The organism is uncultured Albimonas sp., from assembly GCF_963977235.1.
GTDB lineage: Bacteria > Pseudomonadota > Alphaproteobacteria > Rhodobacterales > Rhodobacteraceae > Albimonas.
The window spans coordinates 105,032-127,090 of the sequence record NZ_CAXBOD010000003.1 but is presented as its reverse complement, the minus strand read 5'-3'; the positions used below and the strand labels follow the sequence as shown (position 1 = coordinate 127,090).

17 protein-coding genes and 1 tRNA gene are annotated in these 22,059 nt (G+C 72.2%); 12 read left to right on the top strand and 6 right to left on the bottom strand.

Annotated elements, in window-relative coordinates; translation table 11 throughout:
• Positions 1–17: 17 nt before the first annotated feature.
• The 5 genes from ytfQ (at position 18) to AAC134_RS04215 (ending at position 5,503) form a co-directional block, all read left to right on the top strand.
• On the top strand, positions 18–965 hold the full coding sequence (gene ytfQ, locus AAC134_RS04235) for a galactofuranose ABC transporter, galactofuranose-binding protein YtfQ (RefSeq protein WP_339947808.1): 948 nt from the start codon (positions 18–20) through the stop codon (positions 963–965).
• Positions 966–1,078: 113 nt separating this feature from the next.
• On the top strand, positions 1,079–2,623 hold the full coding sequence (locus AAC134_RS04230; RefSeq protein WP_339947807.1) for a sugar ABC transporter ATP-binding protein: 1,545 nt from the start codon (positions 1,079–1,081) through the stop codon (positions 2,621–2,623).
• Positions 2,623–3,693 (top strand): ABC transporter permease, encoded by a 1,071-nt coding sequence (locus tag AAC134_RS04225; RefSeq protein WP_339947806.1) that lies wholly within the window; start codon positions 2,623–2,625, stop codon positions 3,691–3,693. The genes AAC134_RS04230 and AAC134_RS04225 overlap by 1 nt, the downstream gene beginning before the upstream one ends.
• Positions 3,690–4,658, top strand: coding sequence for a galactofuranose ABC transporter, permease protein YjfF (gene yjfF / locus AAC134_RS04220; RefSeq protein WP_339947805.1), 969 nt, complete (start codon positions 3,690–3,692; stop codon positions 4,656–4,658). Before AAC134_RS04225 ends, yjfF begins: the two co-directional genes overlap by 4 nt.
• Positions 4,655–5,503: an SMP-30/gluconolactonase/LRE family protein gene (locus tag AAC134_RS04215; protein ID WP_339947804.1), complete on the top strand. Its 849-nt coding sequence runs from the start codon at positions 4,655–4,657 to the stop codon at positions 5,501–5,503. Before yjfF ends, AAC134_RS04215 begins: the two co-directional genes overlap by 4 nt.
• A gap of 48 nt (positions 5,504–5,551) precedes the next feature.
• Here AAC134_RS04215 and AAC134_RS04210 read toward each other — a convergent pair whose 3' ends face one another.
• The gene (locus AAC134_RS04210; RefSeq protein WP_339947803.1) at positions 5,552–6,448 is read right to left on the bottom strand and encodes an alpha/beta fold hydrolase; all 897 of its coding nucleotides are present in this window, start codon (positions 6,446–6,448) and stop codon (positions 5,552–5,554) included.
• A 161-nt stretch (positions 6,449–6,609) separates the two neighbouring features.
• Between AAC134_RS04210 and AAC134_RS04205 the strand changes: the two genes are divergently transcribed.
• Positions 6,610–7,836, top strand: coding sequence for a class I SAM-dependent methyltransferase (locus AAC134_RS04205; RefSeq protein ID WP_339947802.1), 1,227 nt, complete (start codon positions 6,610–6,612; stop codon positions 7,834–7,836).
• On the top strand, positions 7,833–8,759 hold the full coding sequence (locus tag AAC134_RS04200; RefSeq protein WP_339947801.1) for a DUF3445 domain-containing protein: 927 nt from the start codon (positions 7,833–7,835) through the stop codon (positions 8,757–8,759). The genes AAC134_RS04205 and AAC134_RS04200 overlap by 4 nt, the downstream gene beginning before the upstream one ends.
• A 491-nt stretch (positions 8,760–9,250) precedes the next feature.
• Here AAC134_RS04200 and glnA read toward each other — a convergent pair whose 3' ends face one another.
• Positions 9,251–10,660 carry a type I glutamate--ammonia ligase gene (gene glnA / locus AAC134_RS04195; protein ID WP_339947800.1) on the bottom strand — a complete coding sequence of 470 codons (1,410 nt, stop codon included), beginning with the start codon at positions 10,658–10,660 and terminating at the stop codon, positions 9,251–9,253.
• Positions 10,661–10,799: 139 nt separating this feature from the next.
• Positions 10,800–11,138 (bottom strand): P-II family nitrogen regulator, encoded by a 339-nt coding sequence (locus AAC134_RS04190; protein WP_092859189.1) that lies wholly within the window; start codon positions 11,136–11,138, stop codon positions 10,800–10,802.
• Positions 11,139–11,352: 214 nt separating this feature from the next.
• On the opposite strand from AAC134_RS04190, the gene AAC134_RS04185 reads away from it, so the two are divergent.
• Positions 11,353–13,017, top strand: a complete 1,665-nt coding sequence (locus tag AAC134_RS04185; RefSeq protein WP_339947799.1) for an NAD(P)H-hydrate dehydratase — start codon at positions 11,353–11,355, stop codon at positions 13,015–13,017.
• A 165-nt stretch (positions 13,018–13,182) separates the two neighbouring features.
• Here AAC134_RS04185 and AAC134_RS04180 read toward each other — a convergent pair whose 3' ends face one another.
• Together AAC134_RS04180 and AAC134_RS04175 are read right to left on the bottom strand one after the other, a co-directional pair.
• Complete coding sequence (locus AAC134_RS04180; RefSeq protein ID WP_339947798.1) at positions 13,183–13,689, bottom strand: DUF4112 domain-containing protein; 507 nt, start codon at positions 13,687–13,689, stop codon at positions 13,183–13,185.
• Between the two features lie 85 nt (positions 13,690–13,774).
• Entirely contained in the window at positions 13,775–13,933 is a 159-nt protein-coding gene (locus tag AAC134_RS04175) for a YqaE/Pmp3 family membrane protein (protein WP_339947797.1), read from the bottom strand.
• 376 nt (positions 13,934–14,309) lie between these two features.
• Between AAC134_RS04175 and AAC134_RS04170 the strand changes: the two genes are divergently transcribed.
• The 3 genes from AAC134_RS04170 (at position 14,310) to AAC134_RS04160 (ending at position 17,122) form a co-directional block, all read left to right on the top strand.
• Positions 14,310–14,394 (top strand) — tRNA-Leu (locus AAC134_RS04170).
• 43 nt (positions 14,395–14,437) lie between these two features.
• Positions 14,438–15,787, top strand: a complete 1,350-nt coding sequence (tig, locus tag AAC134_RS04165; protein WP_339947796.1) for a trigger factor — start codon at positions 14,438–14,440, stop codon at positions 15,785–15,787.
• A 261-nt stretch (positions 15,788–16,048) separates the two neighbouring features.
• Positions 16,049–17,122, top strand: coding sequence for a hypothetical protein (locus tag AAC134_RS04160; RefSeq protein WP_339947795.1), 1,074 nt, complete (start codon positions 16,049–16,051; stop codon positions 17,120–17,122).
• A 393-nt stretch (positions 17,123–17,515) separates the two neighbouring features.
• On the opposite strand, the gene AAC134_RS04155 is transcribed toward AAC134_RS04160, so the two are convergent.
• Complete coding sequence (locus AAC134_RS04155) at positions 17,516–20,824, bottom strand: nidogen-like domain-containing protein (protein WP_339947794.1); 3,309 nt, start codon at positions 20,822–20,824, stop codon at positions 17,516–17,518.
• Between the two features lie 396 nt (positions 20,825–21,220).
• Between AAC134_RS04155 and AAC134_RS04150 the strand changes: the two genes are divergently transcribed.
• Complete coding sequence (locus AAC134_RS04150) at positions 21,221–21,853, top strand: ATP-dependent Clp protease proteolytic subunit (protein ID WP_339947793.1); 633 nt, start codon at positions 21,221–21,223, stop codon at positions 21,851–21,853.
• Positions 21,854–22,059 lie beyond the last annotated feature (206 nt).

Below are 22,059 nucleotides of genomic sequence, written 5' to 3'. Positions count from 1 at the left end.
TCCAGGGAGGACAAGACATGATGAAGACGCTCCTGGCCGCGACGGCCATGCTCGCAATCCCCGGCCTCGCCGCCGCCCAGACAGTCGGCTTCGCCCAGATCGGCTCGGAATCCGGCTGGCGCGCCGCCGAGACCACGCTCACCAAGCAGCAGGCCGAGGAGCGGGGCATCGACCTGCGCTTCTCCGACGCCCAGCAGCGCCAGGAGAACCAGATCGCCGCGATCCGCAGCTTCATCGCCCAGGGCGTCGACGCGATCCTGCTGGCCCCGGTGGTCGCCACCGGCTGGGACAGCGTGCTCGAGGAGGCCAAGGAGGCCGAGATCCCCGTGGTGCTGCTCGACCGCCGGGTCGACAGCTCCGACGACCTCTACCTGACCGCCGTGGGCTCCGATCTCGAGCATGAGGGCGAGGTCGCCGGCCAGTGGCTGGCCGAGAAGGTCGCCGGCGAGGATTGCCGCGTGGTCGAGCTTCAGGGCACCACCGGCTCCTCCCCCGCGATCCTGCGCAAGCAGGGCTTCGAGGCGGGCATCGCCGGCCACGACAACATCGAGATCGTGCGCTCGCAGACCGGCGACTTCACCCGCTCGCGCGGGAAGCAGGTGATGGAGAGCTTCCTGCAGGCCGAGAACGGCGGCGCCGACATCTGCGCCCTCTACGCCCACAACGACGACATGGCCGTGGGCGCGATCCAGGCGATCAAGGAGGCCGGCCTGAACCCGGGCGAGGACATCCTGGTGGTCTCGATCGACGCGGTGCCCGACATCTTCAAGGCGATGGCCGAGGGCGACGCCAACGCCACCGTCGAGCTGACGCCCAACATGGCCGGCCCCGCCTTCGACGCGCTGGAGGCCTACTGGAAGGACGGCACGACGCCCGCGAAGTTCATCCAGACCGAGTCCAGGCTCTACACGCCCGACGACGACCCGATGGCGGAGTATGAGGCGCGCAAGGACCTCGGCTACTGATCCCGGGACGATGACGCGCGTTGCGGGCGGGGGCCTGGCCTCCCGCCCGCGGCGGCGCGCCCGGCCGCCCCGTTCCTCCCCCGCCGGATCCCGCCAACCCGGAGCCCGCGCCCGTGCTGCTGACCATCCGCAAGCTGACCAAGACCTTCCCGGGCGCCCGCGCGCTCGACGCCGTCGATTTCGACCTGGCCGCCGGAGAGATCCACGCCCTGCTGGGCGAGAACGGCGCCGGCAAGTCGACCCTGATCAAGTGCCTGACCGGCGCCTACGCCCGCGACGCCGGCGACATCGCGCTGGACGGCGCGCCGATCTCCCCCCGCTCGACCTCGCAGGCGCAGGATCTGGGCATCGGCACCGTCTACCAGGAGGTGAACCTGCTGCCCAACCTGACCGTGGCGCAGAACCTGACCTTCGGACGCGAGCCGACGCGCTGGGGCCTCGTCGACGCCCGCGCCCAGAAGGCCGAGGCGCGCGCGATGCTGGCGGGCTACGGGCTCGAGATCGACGTGGGGCGGGACCTCGGCGACTATTCCGTCGCCGTCCAGCAGATCGTCGCCATCGCCCGGGCGGTGGCGCTGTCGGGCAAGGTGCTGATCCTCGACGAGCCCACCGCCTCGCTGGATGCGCGCGAGACGCAGACCCTGTTCGAGATCGTGCGCGGCCTGCGCGACCGCGGCCTGGGCATCGTCTTCGTGTCGCACTTCCTCGACCAGGTCTTCGACCTGACCGACCGCGTCACGGTGCTGCGCAACGGGCGCAAGGTGGCCACCGAGCGGACCGCCGCCCTCGACCGCGTGCGCCTGATCGAGCACATGCTCGGCCGGGCGCTCGAGGACGAGGTCGAGGCGCTGGCCCGCGACCACGACGCCGCCGCCCGCCCCGAGCTCCTGCGCTTCGAGGGGCTGGGCCGGCGCGGCGCGGTGGAGCCCTTCGACCTGGTCGTCGGCCGGGGCGAGGTGGTGGGTCTGGCCGGCCTGCTGGGGTCGGGCCGCACCGAGAGCGCCGAGCTGATGTTCGGCGTGCGCACGGCCCACAGCGGCCGGGCTGCTGACGCGCAGGGCGAGATCGCGCTCGCCACCCCGCGCGAGGCGATCGCCGCGGGCTTCGGCTTCGCGCCCGAGGACCGCAAGACCGACGGCATCGTCGCCGACCTGTCGGTGCGCGAGAACATCGCGCTGGCGCTCCAGGCCCGCCGCGGCTGGGCCCGCCCGATCCGGCGCGAGGAGCAGAAGCGCCTGGCCGAGGACTATATCGCCCGGCTCGACATCCGCACCTCGGACGCCGAGAAGCCGGTGGGCCAGCTTTCGGGCGGCAACCAGCAGAAGGTGGTGCTGGCCCGCTGGCTGGCGATGAACCCGCGGTTCCTGATCCTCGACGAGCCCACCCGCGGCATCGACGTCGGCGCCCACGCCGAGATCCTGCGCCTGGTGCACGACGTGGTGGGGCAGGGCATGTCGATCCTGGTGATCTCGTCCGAGCTCGACGAGCTGATCGCCGTCGCCGACCGGGTGATCGTGGTGCGCGACCGCCGTCACGTGGCCGAGCTGACCGGCGTCGAGATCTCGACCGAAACCATCGTCGCGGCCATCGCCGGCGCCGAGGCGGGCCCCGCCGAGCCCGGCGGCGGCGCCCGCGGCCGCACCGGGGAGGCCGCCTGATGCCCGCCGCCCTGAAACGCGTTCTGCCGCAGCTCGCGACGCTGGTCGCGCTGGCGGCGCTGGTGAGCGCGGCCTTCCCCGGCTTCCTGGCGGTGGAGCTGGTCGACGGCCGGCTCGTCGGCCCGGTGATCGACATCCTCAAGCGCGGCGCGCCGGTGGCGCTGCTGGCGGTGGGCATGACCCTGGTCATCGCCACCCGCGGCATCGATCTGTCCGTCGGCGCGGTGATGGCGATCTGCGGGGCGGTCGCGGCCTCGGCCGTGGCCTCCGGCGCCGGGCTGCCGGCGGCCTTCGCGATGGCGCTGGCGGCGGGGCTGATCTCGGGCCTGTGGAACGGCGCGCTGGTCGCGGTGGTGGGCATCCAGCCGATCGTCGCCACGCTGATCCTGATGACCGCCGGGCGCGGCGTCGCCCAGCTGATCACCGAGGGGCGGATCCTGACCTTCTCCTCCCCCGGCTTCGCCTTCCTCGGCTCGGGCGAGATCCTGGGCCTGCCGGTCCCGGCCTGGCTGTGGCTGGCGACCGGGCTGGCCGCGGCGCTGCTGATGCGGCGCACGGCGCTGGGCCTGCTGATCGAGGCGGTGGGCGTGAACCGCCGCGCCTCGGCGCTGGCGGGGGTCAACGCGCGGGTGCTGCTGATCGCGGTCTACATGGCCTCGGGCGTCTGCGCGGCGCTGGCGGGCCTGGTCGCGGCCGCCGACATCCGCGGGGCCGACGCCAACAACGCGGGCCTCTGGCTCGAGCTCGACGCGATCCTGGCGGTGGTGATCGGGGGCAACTCGCTGATGGGGGGGCGCTTCTCGATCGCCGCCTCATTGCTGGGGGCGATGATCATCCAGACCATCGACACCGGCATCCTGCTGGCGGGCTTCCCCTCGGAATACAACCTGGTGATCAAGGCCGCGCTCGTCGTGACCATCCTGGTCCTGCAGTCGCCCAGCCTGGCGCGCGAGTGGCAGGCCCGCCGCCAGCGCCGGCGCGAGGGGCCGCCCCCCGCGCCCTCTCCCCGAGCTCCGGGTCGTCCCGCGCCCCGCCCCTCGGCCCGACCGGCGGAGGAGGCCGGACGATGAATGCACGCCTCTACCCGCTCGCGGCCACCGTCGCGATCTTCCTGGTGGCCTGTTTCCTGTGCTGGCTGCAGTTTCCCTACATGCTCTCCACCCGGGTGGCGGGGAACCTGCTGACCGACAACGCCTATCTCGGCATCGTCGCGGTGGGGATGACGGTGGTGATCCTGTCGGGGGGGATCGACCTCTCGGTTGGCTCGGTGATCGCCTTCTCGGGGGTGTTCGTGGCGGTGATGCTGCGCGACACCGGCCTGCACCCGCTGATCGTCTTCGCGCTGCTGCTGGCCGCGACCACCGCCTTCGGCGCGGCGATGGGCGGGCTGATCCACTACCTCGCCATGCCGCCCTTCATCGTCACGCTGGCGGGCATGTTCCTGGCGCGGGGGGCGGGCTACATGCTGACCATCGACTCGGTGCCCATCGTCCACCCGTTCTACGACCTGATGCAGGACGCCTACTGGCTGATGCCGGGCAAGGGCCGCCTGACCCTGATCGGCGTGCTGATGCTGCTGAGCGTCGCGGGCGGCATGATCCTGGCCCACAAGACCCGCTTCGGCGCCTCGGTCTACGCGCTGGGCGGAGGCGAGGCGACAGCCCGCCTGATGGGCGTTCGGGTGGCGCGCACCACCGTGGGGATCTACGCGTTCTCGGGCTGCATGGCGGGCCTCGCGGGGATCGTGTTCTCGGTCTACACCGGCTCGGGCTATCCGCTGGCCACCGTGGGGACCGAGCTGACCGCCATCGCCGCGGTGGTCATCGGCGGCACCCTGCTGACCGGGGGGGCGGGCTATGTCTTCGGCACCCTGGTCGGCGTGCTGACCATGGGGCTGATCCAGACCTACCTCGTCTTCGACGGCAGCCTGTCGAGCTGGTGGACCAAGATCGTGATCGGCGCGCTGCTGCTGCTGTTCATCCTGCTCCAGAAAGGGCTGCTGCGCCTCTCGACCGGCCGGGCGGCGGCGGCATGAGCGCGACCGTCTTCTGCGACCGTCCGTGCGAGCTGGGCGAGGGCGCGCTGTGGCACCCGCTGCGCGGCCAGCTGTTCTGGTTCGACATCCTCGGCCGCCGGCTGCTGACCCGCACCGAGGAGGGGCCGGCCGAGTGGGCCTTCCCCGAGCACGCCTCGGCCGCCGGCTGGATCGACGCCGACCACCTGCTGATCGCCACCGAGACCGCGCTGCGCCGCTTCCATATCCCCTCGGGCGAGCATGAGAGGGTGGCCGACCTCGACGCGCGCGATCCCTCGACCCGCTCCAACGACGGGCGGGCGGATCCGGCGGGCGGCTTCTGGATCGGGACCATGGGCAAGGCGGCCGAGCCCGGCGCCGGGGGCATCCACCGCTATCACCGCGGCGCGGTCGAGACCCTGTTCCCGGGCCTGACCATCCCCAACGCCATCTGCTTCGCCCCCGACGGCCGCACCGCCTATTTCGCCGACACGACCGAGCGCCGGATCCGGCGCGTGGCGCTCGATGCCGAGGGCTGGCCCGTCGGCGCGCCCGAGACCTTCGTCGACCTGCGGCCCGAGGGGCTGAACCCCGACGGCGCCGTGGTCGACGCCGAGGGGGGCCTGTGGAACGCCCAGTGGGGGGCGGGCCGGGTGGCGCGCTACCATCCCGACGGGCGCTTCGACCGGGCCATCGCGGTCGGCGGGCGCCACGCCTCCTGCCCGGCCTTCGGGGGGCCGGAGCTGCGCACCCTCTTCGTCACCACCGCGCGCGAGGGTCTGACCGACCCCGACCCCGCCCAGGGCCTGACCTACCGGGCCGAGCCCGGCGCGGCGGGCCTGCCCGAGCCTGCGATCCGCATCTGAGCCGGGATCGCCCCGGCGCAGGCGGCGGTCCGTCCGCGCGCGCGGGGCCTAGCCGCGGTCGAGGAACCGGCGCATGTGGCTCGCGACCTCCTCGGGCTTCTGGTGGATGACCCAGTGGTCGGCGTCCTCGATCTCGACCATCTCGAGGTCGTCGCACAGATCGGGCAGGCCGTCGCGGGACTCGGGCAACAGCGCGCCGTCTTCAAGCCCCCAGATCAGCAGGTGCGGCATGCGGATGCGCATCGCCGCCGGATCGAGATGCTTGAGGATCGAGTCGTCGGCCGCCTCGCCCACCTCGGGCACCACCAGAGGCGTGGCGCGATACCAGTCGACCATCGCCTTGATCGCGCCGGGCCGGCCCCAGGCCTCCTTGTAGGCGGCCTTCTTCTCGGGCGTCAGCCAGGTCATCGCGATGTTGCGCTCGAGCATCCGGATCACGCCCTCGAAGTTGTCGGCGGCCAGTTCTTCGTGGCTGTCGGGGCGGCGCAGCCGGTTGATGTACTGGCTGGCGGCGCGCTGGGCGCCGTCCTTGAGAAGCTCGCGCTGGAAAGGCAGGGGGTGGACGCCGTTGACGATGACCAGCCGCTCGATCTTCTCGGGCCCGCCGCGGATCGCGGCGTTGTAGGCCGCGCCTGCGCCCCAGTCGTGGCCGACCAGCGCATGGGCGCGCCCGCCCGGCCGCCAGTGCTCGATCATCGCCAGCGCGTCGGCGCCGATCTTGCCGGTGGCGTAGGCCGAGACCTCGGCGGGCTTTTCGCTGAGGTTGTAGCCGCGCTGATCGGGCGCCACGCAGAAATAGCGATCCGAGAGGCGGTCGATCATGTCCGCCCAGGCGCCCGAATACTCGGGGAAGCCGTGCAGCATCAGAACCAGGGGGCCGTCCTCGGGTCCGTCGACCAGGCAGCTGAAATCCAGGCCCCTAACGTGAACCGTCTCGCGTCGCATCGCGTCCTCCCAATCGCTCCGCGCGTTTAATCGCGCGGTTAAGGTCGGACGGTAGCGGCTTTGGCGCCGTCGCGCCAGCAACGATCGCCCCCGCCGCGGCCCCGCGCCCCTTGACCCGCACGGCCCCGCGCCGGAAGACGGATCCCGGACGAGGAGGCCCCATGGACCCGGTGAAACGCCAGTACGAGAGCTACCCCTACCCCGCGCGCGACCCCGCCGAGGAGGCGCGCCGGCTGGTCGAGGGCTCGCCCTCGGACCCGATCGAGATCGACCACTTCCTGTTCCGCGGCCGCCGGGACTGGCGCAAGCCGTTCCGGGCGCTGGTGGCGGGCGGCGGCACCGGCGACGCGCTGGTGATGATGGCCCAGCGGCTGGCCGACGCCGGCTGCCCGGCCGAGATCACCTACCTCGACCTCTCGGAAGCCTCGCGCGATATCGCGAGCGCCCGGATGGAGGCCCGGGGGCTGAGCGCGACCTACGAGATCCGCAGCCTGCTCGACGCGCCCGCCATCGCGGCCGAGCGGGGGGCCTTCGACTACATCGACTGTTGCGGGGTGCTGCATCATCTGCCCGACCCCTCCGCCGGCTTCCGGGCGCTGTCGGACGCGCTGGCGCCGGGCGGGGGCGCGGGACTGATGGTCTACGCCCCCTACGGGCGCGAGGGCGTCTATCCGATGCAGGACGCCCTGCGCGCCCTTCTGGGCGAGGACGAGCCGAGCGCGCAGGTGGCGCTGGCCCGCCAGGCGCTGGCCGCCCTGCCGGAGACCAACGGCTTTCGCCGCAACCCGTTCGTGAGCGACCACGAGGTCTCGGACGCGGGCCTCTACGACCTGCTCCTGCACTCGCGCGACCGCCCCTACTCCGTCCCCGAGCTGCTGGCGGAGCTGGAGGGCGCGGGCCTCGCCGCGGTCTCCTTCCTCGAGCCGCTGCGCTACGATCCCGCGCCGCACCTGCCCGCGACGCCGGAGTTCGCCGAGCGGCTGAAACGCCTCTCGACGGCGGAGCGTTGGGCGCTGGCCGAGCGTCTGGCGGGCAACATGCGCATGCACGTGGTCTATGCGGTCAAGGCGGGGCGCGAGGGGCAGGCGATGGCGACCCTCTCAGCCGAGGCGGTCCCCCGCTGGAACGGTCCCGACCCCCGCGCGCTGGGGCGAAAGGTGCAGGCCGAGGGCGGTTTCGCCATCTCCATGGCGGGCCTGCGCCACTGGGTCCCGATCCCGAAGGCCGCCGCGCCGTTCCTGCCCGCGCTCGCCTCCGAGCGCAGCTTCGGCGAGATCGCCAAGGCCGCCCGCATGGACTGGTTCGCCTTCGCCTCGACCTTCGGGCCGGCCTTCCGGGCGCTGGCGGGGGTGAACCTGCTGCACTGCTCGAAAGGGCTGCCGAGGTGACCCCCGGCCACGCCCGCCCGGCCGTCGCCGGAACCCTGCCGCCCTGGGCGCTGCCCTGCGCGCCGGTCGCCCCCTTCGCCAGCGCGCGGCTGGCGGTGGCGCCGGGGATCCAGCCGCTGGACCCGGCCGAGTGGTTCCTGATCGCGCAGGACTACGCCGGCCAGATGGCCGAGCGCGACCGCCTGGTGGCCGAGCATCCCGATTGGGCCTACGCCCGGACGCCGCAGGGCGAGGCCGCCGCCGCCGAACTGCTCGAGACGGTCGCGGCTCATGTGGTCGAGCGTCACGGCTTCCGCCCCGACGGCCCCCGCGCCCTGATCCGGCCCGACGGCGTGCGTGTGGCGCTGGACGACCTGCCCCCCATCGCGACGGCCGGCCGGCTGGTGCAGGACGACCTGCTGCTGATGGCCCGGCCCGAGGGGGCCGACGAGCATGTCCTCGTCTCCGGCATCCTCTGCTTCCCCGCCCACTGGACGCTGAGCGAGAAGATCGGCCGTCCGCTGCTGCGCATCCACCTGCCGGTGCCCGAATACCCCGGCGACCTCGCGCGCCGGGTGCAGCGCTTCTTCGACGGGGTTCAGCCGGGGCGGCCCTTGTGGCGGGCCAACTGGCATTTCGCGGGCGGGCCCGAGATCGTCACCCCGATGCGCGAGGTCGACAAGACGCGGATGTACGCCGAGCGCCTGGCCCTGACCGAGGACGCCTGGCTGCGGGTCGAGCGTCAGAGCGTCCTGCGCCTGCCGCGCACCCGCGCGGTCCTGTTCGGGGTGCGCACCCTCGTGACCCCGGCCGACGGCCTCACGCCTGCGCAATGGCGGGACCTCGACGCGGTCATCGCCGCGCTGCCGGCCGAGCAGGGCGCCCGCAAGCTGGGCCCCGCCCTGCGCGCCCGCGCCGCGCGGGAGGCCGCGACGGCCGGGTAAGGCGGATCTGCCCGAGACTGCCTTTGCCGCAGGGGACATGGCTGTCCCCGCGCCGGGACTCGCGTCCGGACGCGGCGGGCGAGCCGGGGCGGAGGCCTCGGCGCAGCGCGACCGGTCGCCGAGGCCGGTGGCGATCGGGCCCAGCGCGCCGGACAGGGGACGGCGCTGACGCCGTGGTTGGCGACGTTCGCCTGCTCCGCTCCGCCTCGCTCGGGCCCGCGCAGATCAGCCCCGGGCCGGCCAGCAGCGGCTGCGCGTCTTTCTCAGCCAGCCGGGCCCGTCGTCCGCGACATGGCCATGCAAGCCGCCGCCGGTGCGCGCCGCCGCGTGCGCCTGGTCGCGGCTGCGAGGTTCGCGCCGGGCAATGAAGGGTCGGGCGTCGATCCGGGCGGGCTGTTCGGGGCCGGCGGCGCCGACAGGGGCGGCGGAAAGGAAGGGGGCGGCGCCTTGCGGCGCCGCCCCCGGGTGTCCCTCGGTCCGATCTTCAGCGATCAGAGGTTGTAGTACATCTTGTACTCGATGGGGTGCGGGCAGTGCTCGAAGGCGTAGACCTCCTCCCACTTCAGCTCGCTGTAGCCCTCGATCTGGTCGCGGGTGAACACGTCGCCCGCGGTCAGGAACTCGTAGTCGTCCTCCAGCGCGTTCAGCGCCTCGCGCAGCGAGCCGCAGACGGTGGGGATGCCGGCCAGCTCCTCGGGGGGCAGGTCGTAGAGATCCTTGTCGGCGGCCTCGCCCGGATCGATCTTGTTCTTGATGCCGTCCAGGCCGGCCATCAGCAGCGCCGAGAACGCGAGATACGGGTTCGCCGACGGATCGGGGAAACGGGTCTCGACGCGCTTGGCCTTGGGCGACTCGGTCCACGGAATACGGACCGAGGCCGAGCGGTTGCGGGCCGAGTAGGCCAGCAGCACGGGGGCCTCGAAGCCGGGGATCAGGCGCTTGTAGGAGTTGGTCGACGGGTTGGTGAAGGCGTTCAGGGCCTTCGCATGCTTCAGCACGCCGCCGATGTACCACAGCGCCTCGTCGGAGAGGTCGGCGTACTTGTCGCCCGCGAACAGCGGCTTGCCGTCCTTCCAGATCGACTGGTTGACGTGCATGCCGGTGCCGTTGTCGCCCGCGATGGGCTTGGGCATGAAGGTGGCCGACTTGCCGTAGGCGTTCGCGACCTGCTGGATCACGTACTTGTACTTGAGGATGTTGTCGGCCTGCCCGGTCAACGAGCCGAACACCAGGCCCAGCTCATGCTGGCACGAGGCGACCTCGTGGTGGTGCTTGTCGACCTTCATGCCCATGCGCATCATCGTCGAGAGCATCTCGCCGCGGATGTCCTGCATGTGGTCGACGGGGGGCAGGGGGAAGTAGCCGCCCTTGATCAGCGGGCGCATGCCCATGTTGCCCATCTCGAACTCGGCGTCCGAGTTCCAGGCGCCGTCGACGGCGTCGACCTCGTAGGAGACCTTGTTCATCTCGACAGCGTACTTGACGTCGTCGAACAGGAAGAACTCGGCCTCGGGCCCCCAGTAGGAGTCGTCGCCGATGCCCGAGGACTTCAGATAAGCCTCGGCCTTCTTGGCGGTGGCGCGGGGGTCGCGCTCATAATACTCGTTGGTGTCGGGCTCGAGCACATCGCAATGGATGCACATCGTCTTCTCGGCGAAGAACGGATCCATGTAGATCGACGTGCAATCGGGCAGCAGCTTCATGTCCGACTTGTCGATGGACTTCCAGCCGGCGACCGAAGACCCGTCGAACATGAAGCCTTCCGAGAGGAAGTCCTCGTCGATTTCGGATTCGATGACGGTGACGTGCTGGAGCTTGCCCTTGGGGTCGACGAAGCGCAGGTCGAGGTATTCAACCTCCTCGTCCTTCATTTTCTTCACGACGGAAGCGGCGTCGGTCATGCTGGATCCTCTCCTTGGTGTCGCATGGGGCCCCGGTGCGGCCCGGTCCCTGTGTAGCGCGGGCCCTTGTAGCGCGGGCGGGGGGCGTTGGGTTCGCGCGGCCGCTGCGACGGGCCGACGCGGAGGGTTCAGAGGGAGGTCAGAGCGCGTCGGCGCCCTCTTCCCCGGTGCGGATGCGGATGGCCTGCTCGACGTTGGAGACGAAGATCTTGCCGTCGCCGATCTTGCCGGTGCGCGCGGCGGCCACGATCGCCTCGACGGCGCGCTCGACCATGTCCTCGTCGACCACGACCTCGAGCTTCATCTTGGGCAGGAAGTCCACGACGTATTCGGCGCCGCGATAGAGTTCCGTATGGCCCTTCTGGCGGCCGAAGCCCTTCGCCTCGATGACGCTCAGGCCTTGCACCCCGATCTCCTGGAGCGCCTCCTTCACTTCGTCGAGCTTGAACGGCTTGATGATGGCCTCGATCTTCTTCATGGACCTCCGGGCTCCCTCGTTGTCCGCTGCGACGGGAGGGCCGGTCGCCCCGCTCGTCGCGCGTGGTGTTCATGCAGGCCGCATGCCAAGCGCATCGACCGGTGGGATGCAATGGGCGTCGGGGTCCTGCGCCCGGCCGCGACCGGGAATCGGACGACGGCGCCCGATATCCGGGCAGTTTGCCCAACGGATGAGCAATAGCGAAGAGGTTTCCATGCAGCTTGTTTCCGCCGCGCAGATGCGCGCGATCGAGTCCACGGGCATGGCCGCAGGCGTGACCGGCATCGAGCTGATGGAGCGCGCGGGGGCCGCGGCGCTCGACGCGATCCTCGACTGGCGGCCCGACCTTCGCGTTCCGCGCGGGGCGCCTGCGCTGGTACTGTGCGGGCCCGGCAACAACGGCGGCGACGGCTACGTGATCGCGCGGCTGATGCAGGGCATCGGCTTCCGACCGACGGTCTATCGCTACGCCCCCGACAAGCCCCAGCCCGAGGAGGCCGCCGAGGCCGCCCGCCGCTGGGCGGCCGCCGGCGGGAAGACGCTGTCCTGGGACGACGAGGCGATCGAGGAGCGGATCGAGTCGAACGACGACGCGCTGGTGATCGACGCCGTGCTGGGCATGGGAACGACGCGCCCGATGCCCGACGACATGTCCCATGCCTTCGACTGTTGTATCCCGCACATCGCAAACGCCGACCTGTTCCAGGAGGATCTCTGGCGTCGGCGTTTCGTCGCCATCGACGTGCCCAGCGGTCAGTGTTCGGAGACGGGGGCTGCGCTCCGCTACGCTTTCTCCGCCCAGCTGACGGTGGCGATCCACGCGCTGAAGCCGGGGCATGTCCTGCTGGACCGGCGCGGCGTCGGCGGAGATCCGGGCGAGGTCCGCGTGGTCGACATCGGCCTGCCGGGGCAGGTTCCGCGCGAGGCGCCCGGGCCGCGGACATGGCTGTTCGAGGCGGCCGAGGCCCGCGCGGAGATGCGCCGTCTGCGTCCCGTCTGGAGCGGCCACAAGTTCGCCCATGGCCACGTTCTCGTTCCCTCGGGCGGGGTGGGTCGCGGCGGCGCCGCGCGGCTGGCGGCGCGCGCCGCGCTGCGCACGGGGGCGGGACTGGTCACGCTCTGCCCGCCGCCCTCGGCCCTGATCGAGAACGCCGCGCGCCTCGACGCGGTGATGCTGCGCGCCGTCCCCGACGCGCAGGCCCTCGCCGCGATGCTGGAGGATCGGCGCATACGCTGCGTGGCGCTGGGCATGGGACTGGGGGCGGAGGAGCGGTTCGCGCCGCGCACCCGCGCGCTGGTCGAGGCGACGCTGGCCGCGGCCTCGCCCGCCGATGCGCGGGACCCCGTCCGCTCGGCGGTGCTGGACGCCGACGCCCTGACCGTCTTCGCGCAGGACCCCGAGGCGCTGTTCGCCCGGACCCGGGGCCGCGCTGCGATCCTGACGCCGCATGCGGGGGAGTTCGCGCGCCTGTTCCCGGACCTGGCCCGGCGCCTCTCGGCGCCCGTGGACGAGGTCGAGCGCTGGACCCCCTTCGGCAAGCTGGAAGCGGTGCGCGAGGCCGCCGCCCGCGCCGGCTGCACGGTGCTGCTGAAAGGCGCCGACACGGTGATCGCCGACCCGGACGGCGAGGCCTGGGTCCACGCCGCGGTGCGCGAGCGCGCGACGCCCTGGCTGGGCACCGCGGGGGCGGGGGATGTGCTGGCGGGGATCCTGGCGGGACTGGCGGCCCAGCGAGGCGCGCCGCGGGCCCGGCTCGCGGCCTTTGCGGCCTGGCTGCATGTCGAGGCCGCCCGCAATTTCGGCCCCGGCCTGATCGCCGAGGACCTCGCCAACGAGCTGCCACCCGTGTTCCGGGCCCTGTCGCGGCCAGCGCCCTGAGGGCAGGGCCGAGTGAAGGGCGAGGGAAGCGGCGCCGTCCCGCGGACGCCCGGACCCGAGGTCCTGCCCGGCGCCGCGGTCGGCGGACGCGCCAGGGACGACCGGCGCCCGGGATCCGCCTCTCGCCCGGCCCGGCGCGGCGCGCGGCTCAGCCGCGCCCAGCGGTCACGCGAGGCCGGCGGTCCGACGCTCCAGGTGCGCGCGGAGCAGGGCGGCGTTGCGGCGGTTGGCCTTGAAGCCGAAGTCCAGCAGGTCGCCCAGCACCGGGATCGCGCCCACCACGGCGTCGAGCAGGATGTTGCCCGCCATCCGGAGCACCAGCGACAACGGCATCCCGGCCTGCCACGCGGTCCAGGCCACGTAGCCCGAGACCAGCATCCCCGCGCCGTCGCCCACGCCCGGCAGCAGCCCGAGAAGGCCGTCGAGCCCGAAGCGCCACTCGGTCAGCGGCAGGCGGAAGCGGCTGTCCATCCACTTCGCGGCCAGGTCGGCGCGGCGCAGAAGCTCCACCTCGTCCTGGGTCAGGCTCGACCCGGCCAGGCCCTCGGCGCCGGGGGCGCTGCGCGAGGGGCCGCGGGCGGCGCGGGAGGCGCCGGGGCCGGCGGGCCCGGTGTCGGACGCGCGCGCTCCGGGCTCCAGGACCTCTCCGGTCAGGGGATGCTCATGGCGCATGGCGGTTGTGTTCCTCGTGTATCGAGACAGGGAGAAAAGGGCGCCGAGGCCGCGCGCCCGGGCGCGCGCCGGACCTCGCCGGACCTCAGCGTCGGGCGATGATCCACACGGCATGCACCACGCCGGGGATATAGCCCAGCAGGGTCAGCAGGATGTTGACCCAGAACTGCATGCCGATGCCGACCTGGAGGAACACCCCCAGGGGCGGCAGCAGGATCGACAGGATGATGCGGATCAGATCCATCGGTAGCGTCTCCGTTTCGGCGGGGCGCCCGGGTTCGGGCGCGCGTTCCATTGCATGGAGCTAGGCGCGCGACCGCCCCGGGGCGAGCAATGCGGCGCAAAAGCCCTGTTTGGGGCGACGCGAGGGCAGGCCCGCCGCGCCGCCGCCTTCGCGCCGACCCCGACCCTGGGAAGCGCCGACCCCGCGCCCCTCTCCTCGGGCGGGCCCGTTTCGCGATCCGGCCGCCGCCCCCCGGCCCCGGGGCCGCGCCCCTGAACGCGGGCCACGGACCCGGCCCCGCGCCCGCCTCCGCCCCGGCGATCAGGACTCGCGCCCCGCGCGGAAGCCTGATAGTCACCCCCCGAATCCGCGCCGGCTACGGCTGGCGGCGGCCGCTGCGGGCGTGGTGGAACCGGTAGACACGCGAGATTTAGGTTCTCGTGCCGCAAGGCGTGGGGGTTCAAGTCCCTCCGCCCGCACCAGGCGACGCCGGGCGGCTGAAACGAAGCTGGAACAGGACGGAAAATGCAGGTCGTCGAAACCAAGTCCGAGGGTCTTAGCCGCGCCTACGCGATGACGCTGCCCGCGTCCGCGCTCGAGGCGAAGATGAACGAGAAGCTCGTGGCCGCCCGCGAGGACGTCCAGATGAAGGGCTTCCGCAAGGGCAAGGCCCCGCTGCCGCTGCTCAAGAAGATGTTCGGCAAGTCGCTCCTGGGCGAGATCGTGCAGGAGTCGGTCGACGGCGCCATCCGCGAGCACTTCGAGCAGACCGGCGACCGCCCGGCCCTGCAGCCCGACGTCAAGGTCACCAACCAGGACTTCGACGAGGGCCACGACCTGCACCTCGAGCTCGCCTACGACAAGCTCCCCGACATCGAGGAGCCGGACTTCTCCACCCTCCAGCTCGAGAAGCCGGTGGCCGTGGTCGAGGACGCCGCGGTGGACGAGGCGCTGGGCAAGCTCGCCGAGGGCGCCCAGACCTTCGAGCCCCGCGAGGAGGGCGCCGCCCTCGAGACCGGCGACCAGCTGACCTTCGACTTCGTGGGCAAGGTCGACGGCGAGCCCTTCGAGGGCGGTTCGGCCGAGGACTTCCAGCTGGTGATCGGCTCGGGCCAGTTCATCCCCGGCTTCGAGGAGCAGCTCCCCGGCATCAAGGTCGGCGAGACCAAGGACGTCACCGTCACCTTCCCCGAGGACTATCAGGCCGAGCATCTGGCGGGCAAGGAAGCGGTTTTCGCCTGCACCGCCAAGACCATCGCCGCCCCGGCCGAAGCCAAGATCGACGACGAGCTGGCCAAGCAGTTCGGCTCCGAGGACCTTGAGGGGCTCAAGACCCAGGTCCGCGAGCAGCTGGCCAACGAGTACAACGTCGCCTCGCGCGCGCTGGTCAAGCGCAAGCTGCTCGACGCGCTGGACGAGATGGTGACCTTCGACCTGCCGCCCTCGCTGCTCGAGGTCGAGGCCAAGCAGATCGCCCACCAGCTGTGGCACGAGGAGAACCCCGAGGTTCAGGGTCACGATCACGCCGAGATCGACCCGACCGAGGAGCACAAGACCCTCGCCGCCCGCCGCGTCCGCCTGGGCCTGCTGCTGGCCGAGACCGGCACCAAGCACGAGATCCAGGTCTCCGAGCAGGAGATCATGCAGCGGATCGTGCGCCAGGCGCAGCAGATGAACGTGCCCCCGCAGGCGTTCTTCGAATACGTCAAGCAGAACGAGGGCGCGATGCAGCAGATCCGTGCGCCCCTGTTCGAGGACAAGGTCGTCGACTACATCCTCGAGCTGGCCCAGGTCACCGAGGTCTCCGTCTCCAAGGACGAGCTGCAGTCCCGTCTCGAGGCGATGGACGCCGAGGACGAGGCCGCCACGGCCTGATCCGACGCCGGCCCCGCTGCGGGCCGCGCCACGACCGATCCCAGCGGCCCGCCCTTTTCGGGGCGGGCCGTTTGCATTCGCGACCCTTGCGGGGCGACTGCGGCCTTTGGGCGACGCTCGCGGGCTTCGGGCGCCGCCCCTCGGGATCGAGTTGCATTGCGGGATGCCTTCTTTCGCGCGTGTCCTAAAGTGAGGCTGCGGGCCCGGACGCCCGCCGTCGCCTGCGACTCCGGCCGGCGCACGATCCAGAAAGGACCTGCCATGGTTGACGCGCCGCGCTTCGCTCCCCCGACCCTCGACCGCGGGTCCCAGGCGCCCGGGCGGGCCGCGCCGTGGGGGGCTCGCCTCTGGAACGCGGGGCTCCTGGCGTTGGCGGGCGCGCTGCTGGCTCTTTCGGCCGCTCCGGCCGTCGCCCAGTCCGCGGCAGCGGTCCGCGAGGCGATCCGCCAGGCCGCGCAGGACGACGGTTTCGGCAAGCAGGTGCTGGGGCTGACCGGGTTCGCGGCGCTGCCGGGCGTCAACGCCTCGAGCTTCTCGATCTCCAACACCGGCGCCTCCGACGTCGATGTCGGGCGCTTCGCCGCCTCGCCCAGCCACCGCTTCGAGGAGGTCGAGCTGCTGGGCGGCGACCTCTATGTCGAGGGTACGCTGAGCTGGTTCACCGCCGAGACGGACTACGGCGTCCTGTTCCGCGGCACCGCCTTCGAGGCGACGCCGAAGAACCGGATCGACGCCTGGACCGCGATCGGCGGCATCGGCGTGGCCTACGACGTGGCGCCCGGCTTCACCGTCACCCCGGTGGCCACGCTCGGCTGGGGCATGGTGCAGGACGACACCGAGTTCTCGGGCCCCGGCGCCGCGCGGCTCGACCGGGCCACCGACGACCTGCTGTTCAACTGGGACGCGCAGGAGATCCTGTATGGTCCCGCCCTTCGGCTGGAGTATCTGACCGCGCTGCCCGGAGACGTGAACGTCACCGCGACCAGCCGCCTGAACTGGGTGTTCGGCACGACCTACTCCGCCTCGAACCGGGTGCTGGAGGGCGATACCAGCTTTGGCGTGATGACCCTGCACGGCGAGCTTGACGGCCCCACGCGCCACAGCGCCTTCGGGCGGGAGCTGCGCTGGATCCTGTTCGGCGCCGGCACCTTCATCGGCGGCGAGGGCGCGAGCGCGCTGGGCGTCGACTGGATCGCCGAGTTCGGCGTGGGCATGGAGATCGTGGACCGCGAGGCGGCGGCCGGCCTCGGGGTCGAGGGTCTCAGCCTGCGCCTCTCGGTCCTGACAGGCGACGACATCTTCGGCTGGAGCGTCGGCGGCGGCCTGGAGTTCTGAGCGCGCCTCGCCCTGCCGGCCGCTGCCAGGGGCTGATCCGGCGAGGCCCCGCCATTGGCGCGGCCCCCGTCGCGATCCGCTGACGCGGGGCGCCGGGCGCAATCCCCGTCCTGCAAGGCCGCTGTTCCGATCCGCCGAGGCTGCGACCCCCAGGACCCGATTTCGGGTGAGGCGGTGTTCGTGGCAGCCCTTGCGGGGCGACCGCTTCGGTCCCCGCCAGCCGTCGGTCTCCCCGGTCGTCGCGGCTCATCGCCCTCGCCCGCCGACAGGCTTCCCGATGGGCGGGACCGGCGTCGACATCGCCCCCTTTGCCCAGCGAGGCGAAGGACGCGCGGGCAGGGCCCCCTTCCCAGCCGGCAGACGGTCTCGCCCGCCTGCCGGCTGCCCGCCCGGTCAGCCGGCGAATAGGAAGTCGGCGCGGTTCAGATCGTCGGCGTCGGTCTTGAGCAGCGTGAACTCTCCCTTGCCGTAGTCGACCACCGCGTGCTTGCGATGCTGCTCGATGTCGAGGTCGCGGAACGAGAGGCCCTTGATGTCGATGACGAAGCGGTCCTCGCCGTTCTCCCAGCCTTTGACGACGTCGCGGCCGTCGCCGCGGTCGAACTCGATCCGGTCGCGCCCGCCGCCGGCGATCAGCAGGTCTGCGCCCCGGCCGCCGTCCAGCCGGTCATTGCCGCCGCCGCCCTGCAGGACGTCCCGCCCGGCGCCGCCGCGCAGCACGTCGTCGCCGCCGGCGCCGACCAGCCGGTCGTTCGCCGCGCCGCCCTCGAGCCGGTCGTCTCCGCCCTCGCCCTCGAGCCTGTCGTTGTCCGCGCCGCCCGTCAGCCGGTCGCGCCCGCCGCCGCCGTCGAGCCGGTCCTTGCCCGCGCCGCCGTCCAGCCGGTCGCGCCCGTCGCCCCCCGTCAGCCGGTCGCGGCCCTGGTCGCCGATCAGCCTGTCGTCGCCCTGGCCGCCCTTCAGGCGGTCGTCGCCGCGACCGCCCTCGATGCGGTTGTCGCCGGCGTCGCCCTTGATCCGGTCGTCCTTGGGTCCGCCCGCGGAGTCGTCGTCGCGCAGCGTCGTGCGGGCGCGGGTCGTCTCGCCCAGAACGCCGCCCTCGGCCGAGGTCAGCTTGACCACCAGCAGCTCGTCGGCCTCGGCGAGCCCGTCGCCCTTGACCGCGACCTCCAGCCGCCGCGTCGCCTCGTCGGCCTCGAAGTCGATCCGTCCGGTCAGCGCGGCCACGTCGAGGTCGCCCCCGCCCACGCGGCCCTCGCCGGTCATGATCTGGTAGAAGACGCTGCCCGCCTCGGCCGTGTCGCCGCCGCGCGTCACGATGAACTTCGCGAGGGTCTCGTCCCCGTCGCCCTCGCGCAGCGTGTCGCGCTTGGCCTCGAGCGTGAAGATCGAGCCGACGTCGCCGTCGTCGTTGAGCACCCGCGCCGTGCGGGTCGAGGCGAGGACCATCACCCCCGGCGCCGCGGTGGAGATGCGCACCGTCGCCGTCTCGTCGAGCTCCGCGATCTCGTCGGAGGCGATCTCGACCGAGATCGTCTTCTCCGATTCGCCGTCCGCAAAGCTGACCGTGCCGTTGCCCGAGAGGAAGTCGGCCGTCCCGGAAACGCGGTAGTCGACGTCCAGCGCGCCGCTCAGGTCGCCGCCCCGCGTCACCACGTAGTCGACGAGGATCGAGCCCGCGTCCCCCTCTGCCGGGTCGTTGCCGGTGCGGGTCAGCAGCAGCGTGGAGGTGGGCGCCGGCGCGCCGGTGGGGGCGGTGGCCGCGGTCGTGGCCGCGCCCGAGACGCCCTTCGCGCCGGAGGCGAAGTTCAGGTCGCCGGTCAGCGCGATGTCGAGAATCGCGGCCTGCAGCGCCGCGGCGTCGGTGATCCCCGCCGCCTGCGCCTGCGTCGTCGCCCAGGCGACCAGCGCCGGGGGCAGGTCGTCGAGCGTCACCGTCGCGCCCGGAAAATCGCGGTCGGTGTAGTCGGCCGTCGTCTCGCCCGCGCCGTAGTCGAGCAGCGAGCCCGAGTCGCGCACCCGCCACGCGTCCGCGAAGTCGCCATACAGCAGGTCGAAATCCACCGGCAGCAGGAGAGGCGCGCCATTGGCCTGCAGATCGTCGCTCGGGTCGCCGTTGAAGTTGCCCAGCAGCCCGCGGGTCGTGCCCGCCCCCCGGTCCTCGTAGAGGAACACCTGCACGTTGAGGTTGGTCTCGAACAGGCCCACGCGCAGCTGCTCGCCATTGGCCTGGACCAGCGTGTAGACGCCGTTGTTGAGATAGACCTTGCCGTCGCCGACGCTCAGCGGGCCGTCGCCCTCGCGCAGTCTGGCGGCCTTGCCGTCGACCCACAGCGCCTGCTCGCGGTGCAGGTCGATGGTGACCCGCGCCTCGCCGAGCCGGGTCCCCACCTGGGTGATCACCGAGACGGCGTCGGTCAGCGCCTCGGTCCGCACATGGACCTTCAGCGGATCGTCGGCGCCGACGCCGCGCACCAGCACGAACTCCCCGACCGCCTGGAAGTCGTAGCCCAGCCCGTCGAGCGTGGTCAGGTGGGGGTCGCCCCACAGCCGCGCGGTGAACGGGGGCGGCGGCGGGGGCAGGGCGTCGTCGTCGAGCACCTCTACCGAGGCGCGATCCTCCGCGATCACCACCGGGTCGTCGTCGGTCAGGTTGCGCGCGGCGGTCAGGCGCATCTCGACCAGCTCGTTGCGCTCGGGCGCGAGGTCGCCCAGAACCGCAAGCTCGACCACCGCCTCCGAGGCGCCGGCGGCGAAGGTCGCCGTGCCGGAGCGGGGCAGCGCGCCCTCGACGTCGGCCGAGCTCAGCGCCCGGCCCGAGCCGGTGTCGCCGCGCAGGGTCCAGTCCACCTCGACCTCCTTCGAGAGGTCCCCGAAGCGGGTCAGGGTGAAGGTCACCGTCGCGGCGCCCTCGTCGCCTTCCGCGACGCTGCGGGGCGCCGAGACGGAGACGGCGGTCGCGATCGCGCCCTCGCGGACCTCCCAGTACCAGACGCCCGGATCGCCGGTGTTGCCCGCGGCGCTCTCCAGCCCCAGCATCCCGGTCTGGTCGCCCGACTGGGGAAGCTCGAAGTAGGTTTCGTCGTCGCCCGCGGTCCAGCCGGCGCGGGCCGGGACGCCGCCCAGCCCCCCCTCGCCGCCCGAGGCGTCGCCCGTGGTCCAGTCGATATTCTCGTAGCGGAACATGATGTTGAAGTCGCCCGCAGCGCGCCCCTCCTGATCCGAGGCGTCCTCGAGGATCAGCTGGAAGGCGTTGGCGCGCGCGACATCGGATTCGTAGTGGCCGACGTCGTCCCAGGTCACCGTCAGGCGCCCGGTCTCGGCGTCGAGGTCGTGCCAGACGAGGTTCGCGCCGCTGGACGCGCCGCCGGGGCTTGCGCTCGTCTCGCCGCCGCGGGTGTCGACGTCGGCGAAGAACGGGAACAGGCCCGCGACCGAGCCGGCGGTGATCGCAAAGGGGGTGAAGCTCGCCAGCGGCGAGGCGAAGGTGACCGCGCCGTTGGTGTTGACGAACAGCCCGTTGAAGGTCTCGCCGAAGAAGCTCAGCCCCGAGGCGAAGACCTCCGACAGATCCAGGAAGGGCGAATAGCCGTCGTCGGCCCGCGCGACGCTCTGCTCGCCAAAGCCGGCCTCGCCGCCGAGCCCGACCATCAGCACGCCGCCGGGCAGCGCGCCCGCGTCCTCGATCAGGGTGGAACCCGCCATCGTCCGCCTCCTCGTCAAAGCCGTCGCCGTCCGCGCGCAGCCTGTCGCGGAGGGCGTGTCCGGCGGCGGCGAAGGGACGCCCCGCGCGGATCGCTTCCGCCGTCTAGCGGGTTATCGAATAACGATCTGTTAAAGCGCGCCGGGCCATGATCGCAACCTGTCTGCACGTCCGATGAACGGCGGGGGAGGAGGGTCGCGCCCCGACCCCGTGGCCGCCCTGCCGCCCCGACCCGGCGCCGTCCCGGCCCGCCCTTGAAGCCGGTCGGTCGAGCGCATAGGACAGGGAGGCGAGTTTTTCTGCGGCCTTCGCCGCGCCCCCTCCGGGTCCGCGCGACGGCCCCCGCCCTGATCCCGCCGCCGGCTCCGCGCGGCGCGCCGCACCCGAAAGGCCGACCCATGAAGGACCCCGTCGAGCATTACATGAACACCCTGGTCCCGATGGTGGTCGAGCAGACCGCCCGGGGCGAGAGGGCCTACGACATCTTCTCGCGCCTTCTCAAGGAGCGGATCATCTTTGTCTCGGGCCCGGTCCACGACGGCATGTCGACGCTGATCGTGGCGCAGCTGCTGTTCCTGGAAGCCGAGAATCCCAAGAAGGAGATCTCGATGTACATCAACTCCCCCGGGGGAGTGGTGACGTCGGGCCTCTCGATCTACGACACCATGCAGTACATCCGGCCGAAGGTCTCGACGCTGTGCGTGGGGCAGGCGGCCTCGATGGGCTCGCTGCTGCTGACCGCGGGCGCCAAGGACATGCGGTTCTCGCTGCCCAACAGCCGGATCATGGTTCACCAGCCCTCGGGCGGCTACCAGGGCCAGGCGACCGACATCCTGATCCACGCCCGCGAGACCGAGGCGCTGAAGCGTCGCCTGAACGAGATCTACGTCGCCCACACCGGCCAGGACTACGAGACGGTCGAGAAGGCGCTGGAGCGCGACAATTTCATGAGCCCCGGCACCGCAAAGGAGTGGGGGCTGATCGACGACATCGTCACCAGCCGCGCCGAGACCGAGACCCCTTCGGCCTGATCGGCGCGACGTCGGGCCCCTCCGCCGCGGCGGGGCCCGACGCGCGGGCGCAAGCGACGGCGCGATCACGGTTTCGTCGTCGGCTCGCGTCGGAATTGCATGGGCTTCGCCCTTGCCTCCGCCGCCGCGGCATGCAGGAATGGGCGAAACGCCGGGATTCGCCGCTTGAGATAGCGATCCCTTAAGGTTCGAGGACCTACGGTGAC

Excerpts from the sequence above, each read along its gene's own strand:
- ytfQ (WP_339947808.1), top strand. The coding sequence starts at position 18 with ATGATGAAGACGCTCCTGGCCGCGACGGCCATGCTCGCAATCCCCGGC.
- AAC134_RS04225 (WP_339947806.1), top strand. The coding sequence starts at position 2,623 with ATGCCCGCCGCCCTGAAACGCGTTCTGCCGCAGCTCGCGACGCTGGTC.
- yjfF (WP_339947805.1), top strand. The coding sequence starts at position 3,690 with ATGAATGCACGCCTCTACCCGCTCGCGGCCACCGTCGCGATCTTCCTG.
- AAC134_RS04215 (WP_339947804.1), top strand. The coding sequence starts at position 4,655 with ATGAGCGCGACCGTCTTCTGCGACCGTCCGTGCGAGCTGGGCGAGGGC.
- AAC134_RS04210 (WP_339947803.1), bottom strand. The coding sequence starts at position 6,448 with ATGCGACGCGAGACGGTTCACGTTAGGGGCCTGGATTTCAGCTGCCTG.
- AAC134_RS04205 (WP_339947802.1), top strand. The coding sequence starts at position 6,610 with ATGGACCCGGTGAAACGCCAGTACGAGAGCTACCCCTACCCCGCGCGC.
- glnA (WP_339947800.1), bottom strand. The coding sequence starts at position 10,660 with ATGACCGACGCCGCTTCCGTCGTGAAGAAAATGAAGGACGAGGAGGTT.
- AAC134_RS04190 (WP_092859189.1), bottom strand. The coding sequence starts at position 11,138 with ATGAAGAAGATCGAGGCCATCATCAAGCCGTTCAAGCTCGACGAAGTG.
- AAC134_RS04185 (WP_339947799.1), top strand. The coding sequence starts at position 11,353 with ATGCAGCTTGTTTCCGCCGCGCAGATGCGCGCGATCGAGTCCACGGGC.
- AAC134_RS04180 (WP_339947798.1), bottom strand. The coding sequence starts at position 13,689 with ATGCGCCATGAGCATCCCCTGACCGGAGAGGTCCTGGAGCCCGGAGCG.
- AAC134_RS04175 (WP_339947797.1), bottom strand. The coding sequence starts at position 13,933 with ATGGATCTGATCCGCATCATCCTGTCGATCCTGCTGCCGCCCCTGGGG.
- tig (WP_339947796.1), top strand. The coding sequence starts at position 14,438 with ATGCAGGTCGTCGAAACCAAGTCCGAGGGTCTTAGCCGCGCCTACGCG.
- AAC134_RS04160 (WP_339947795.1), top strand. The coding sequence starts at position 16,049 with ATGGTTGACGCGCCGCGCTTCGCTCCCCCGACCCTCGACCGCGGGTCC.
- AAC134_RS04155 (WP_339947794.1), bottom strand. The coding sequence starts at position 20,824 with ATGGCGGGTTCCACCCTGATCGAGGACGCGGGCGCGCTGCCCGGCGGC.
- AAC134_RS04150 (WP_339947793.1), top strand. The coding sequence starts at position 21,221 with ATGAAGGACCCCGTCGAGCATTACATGAACACCCTGGTCCCGATGGTG.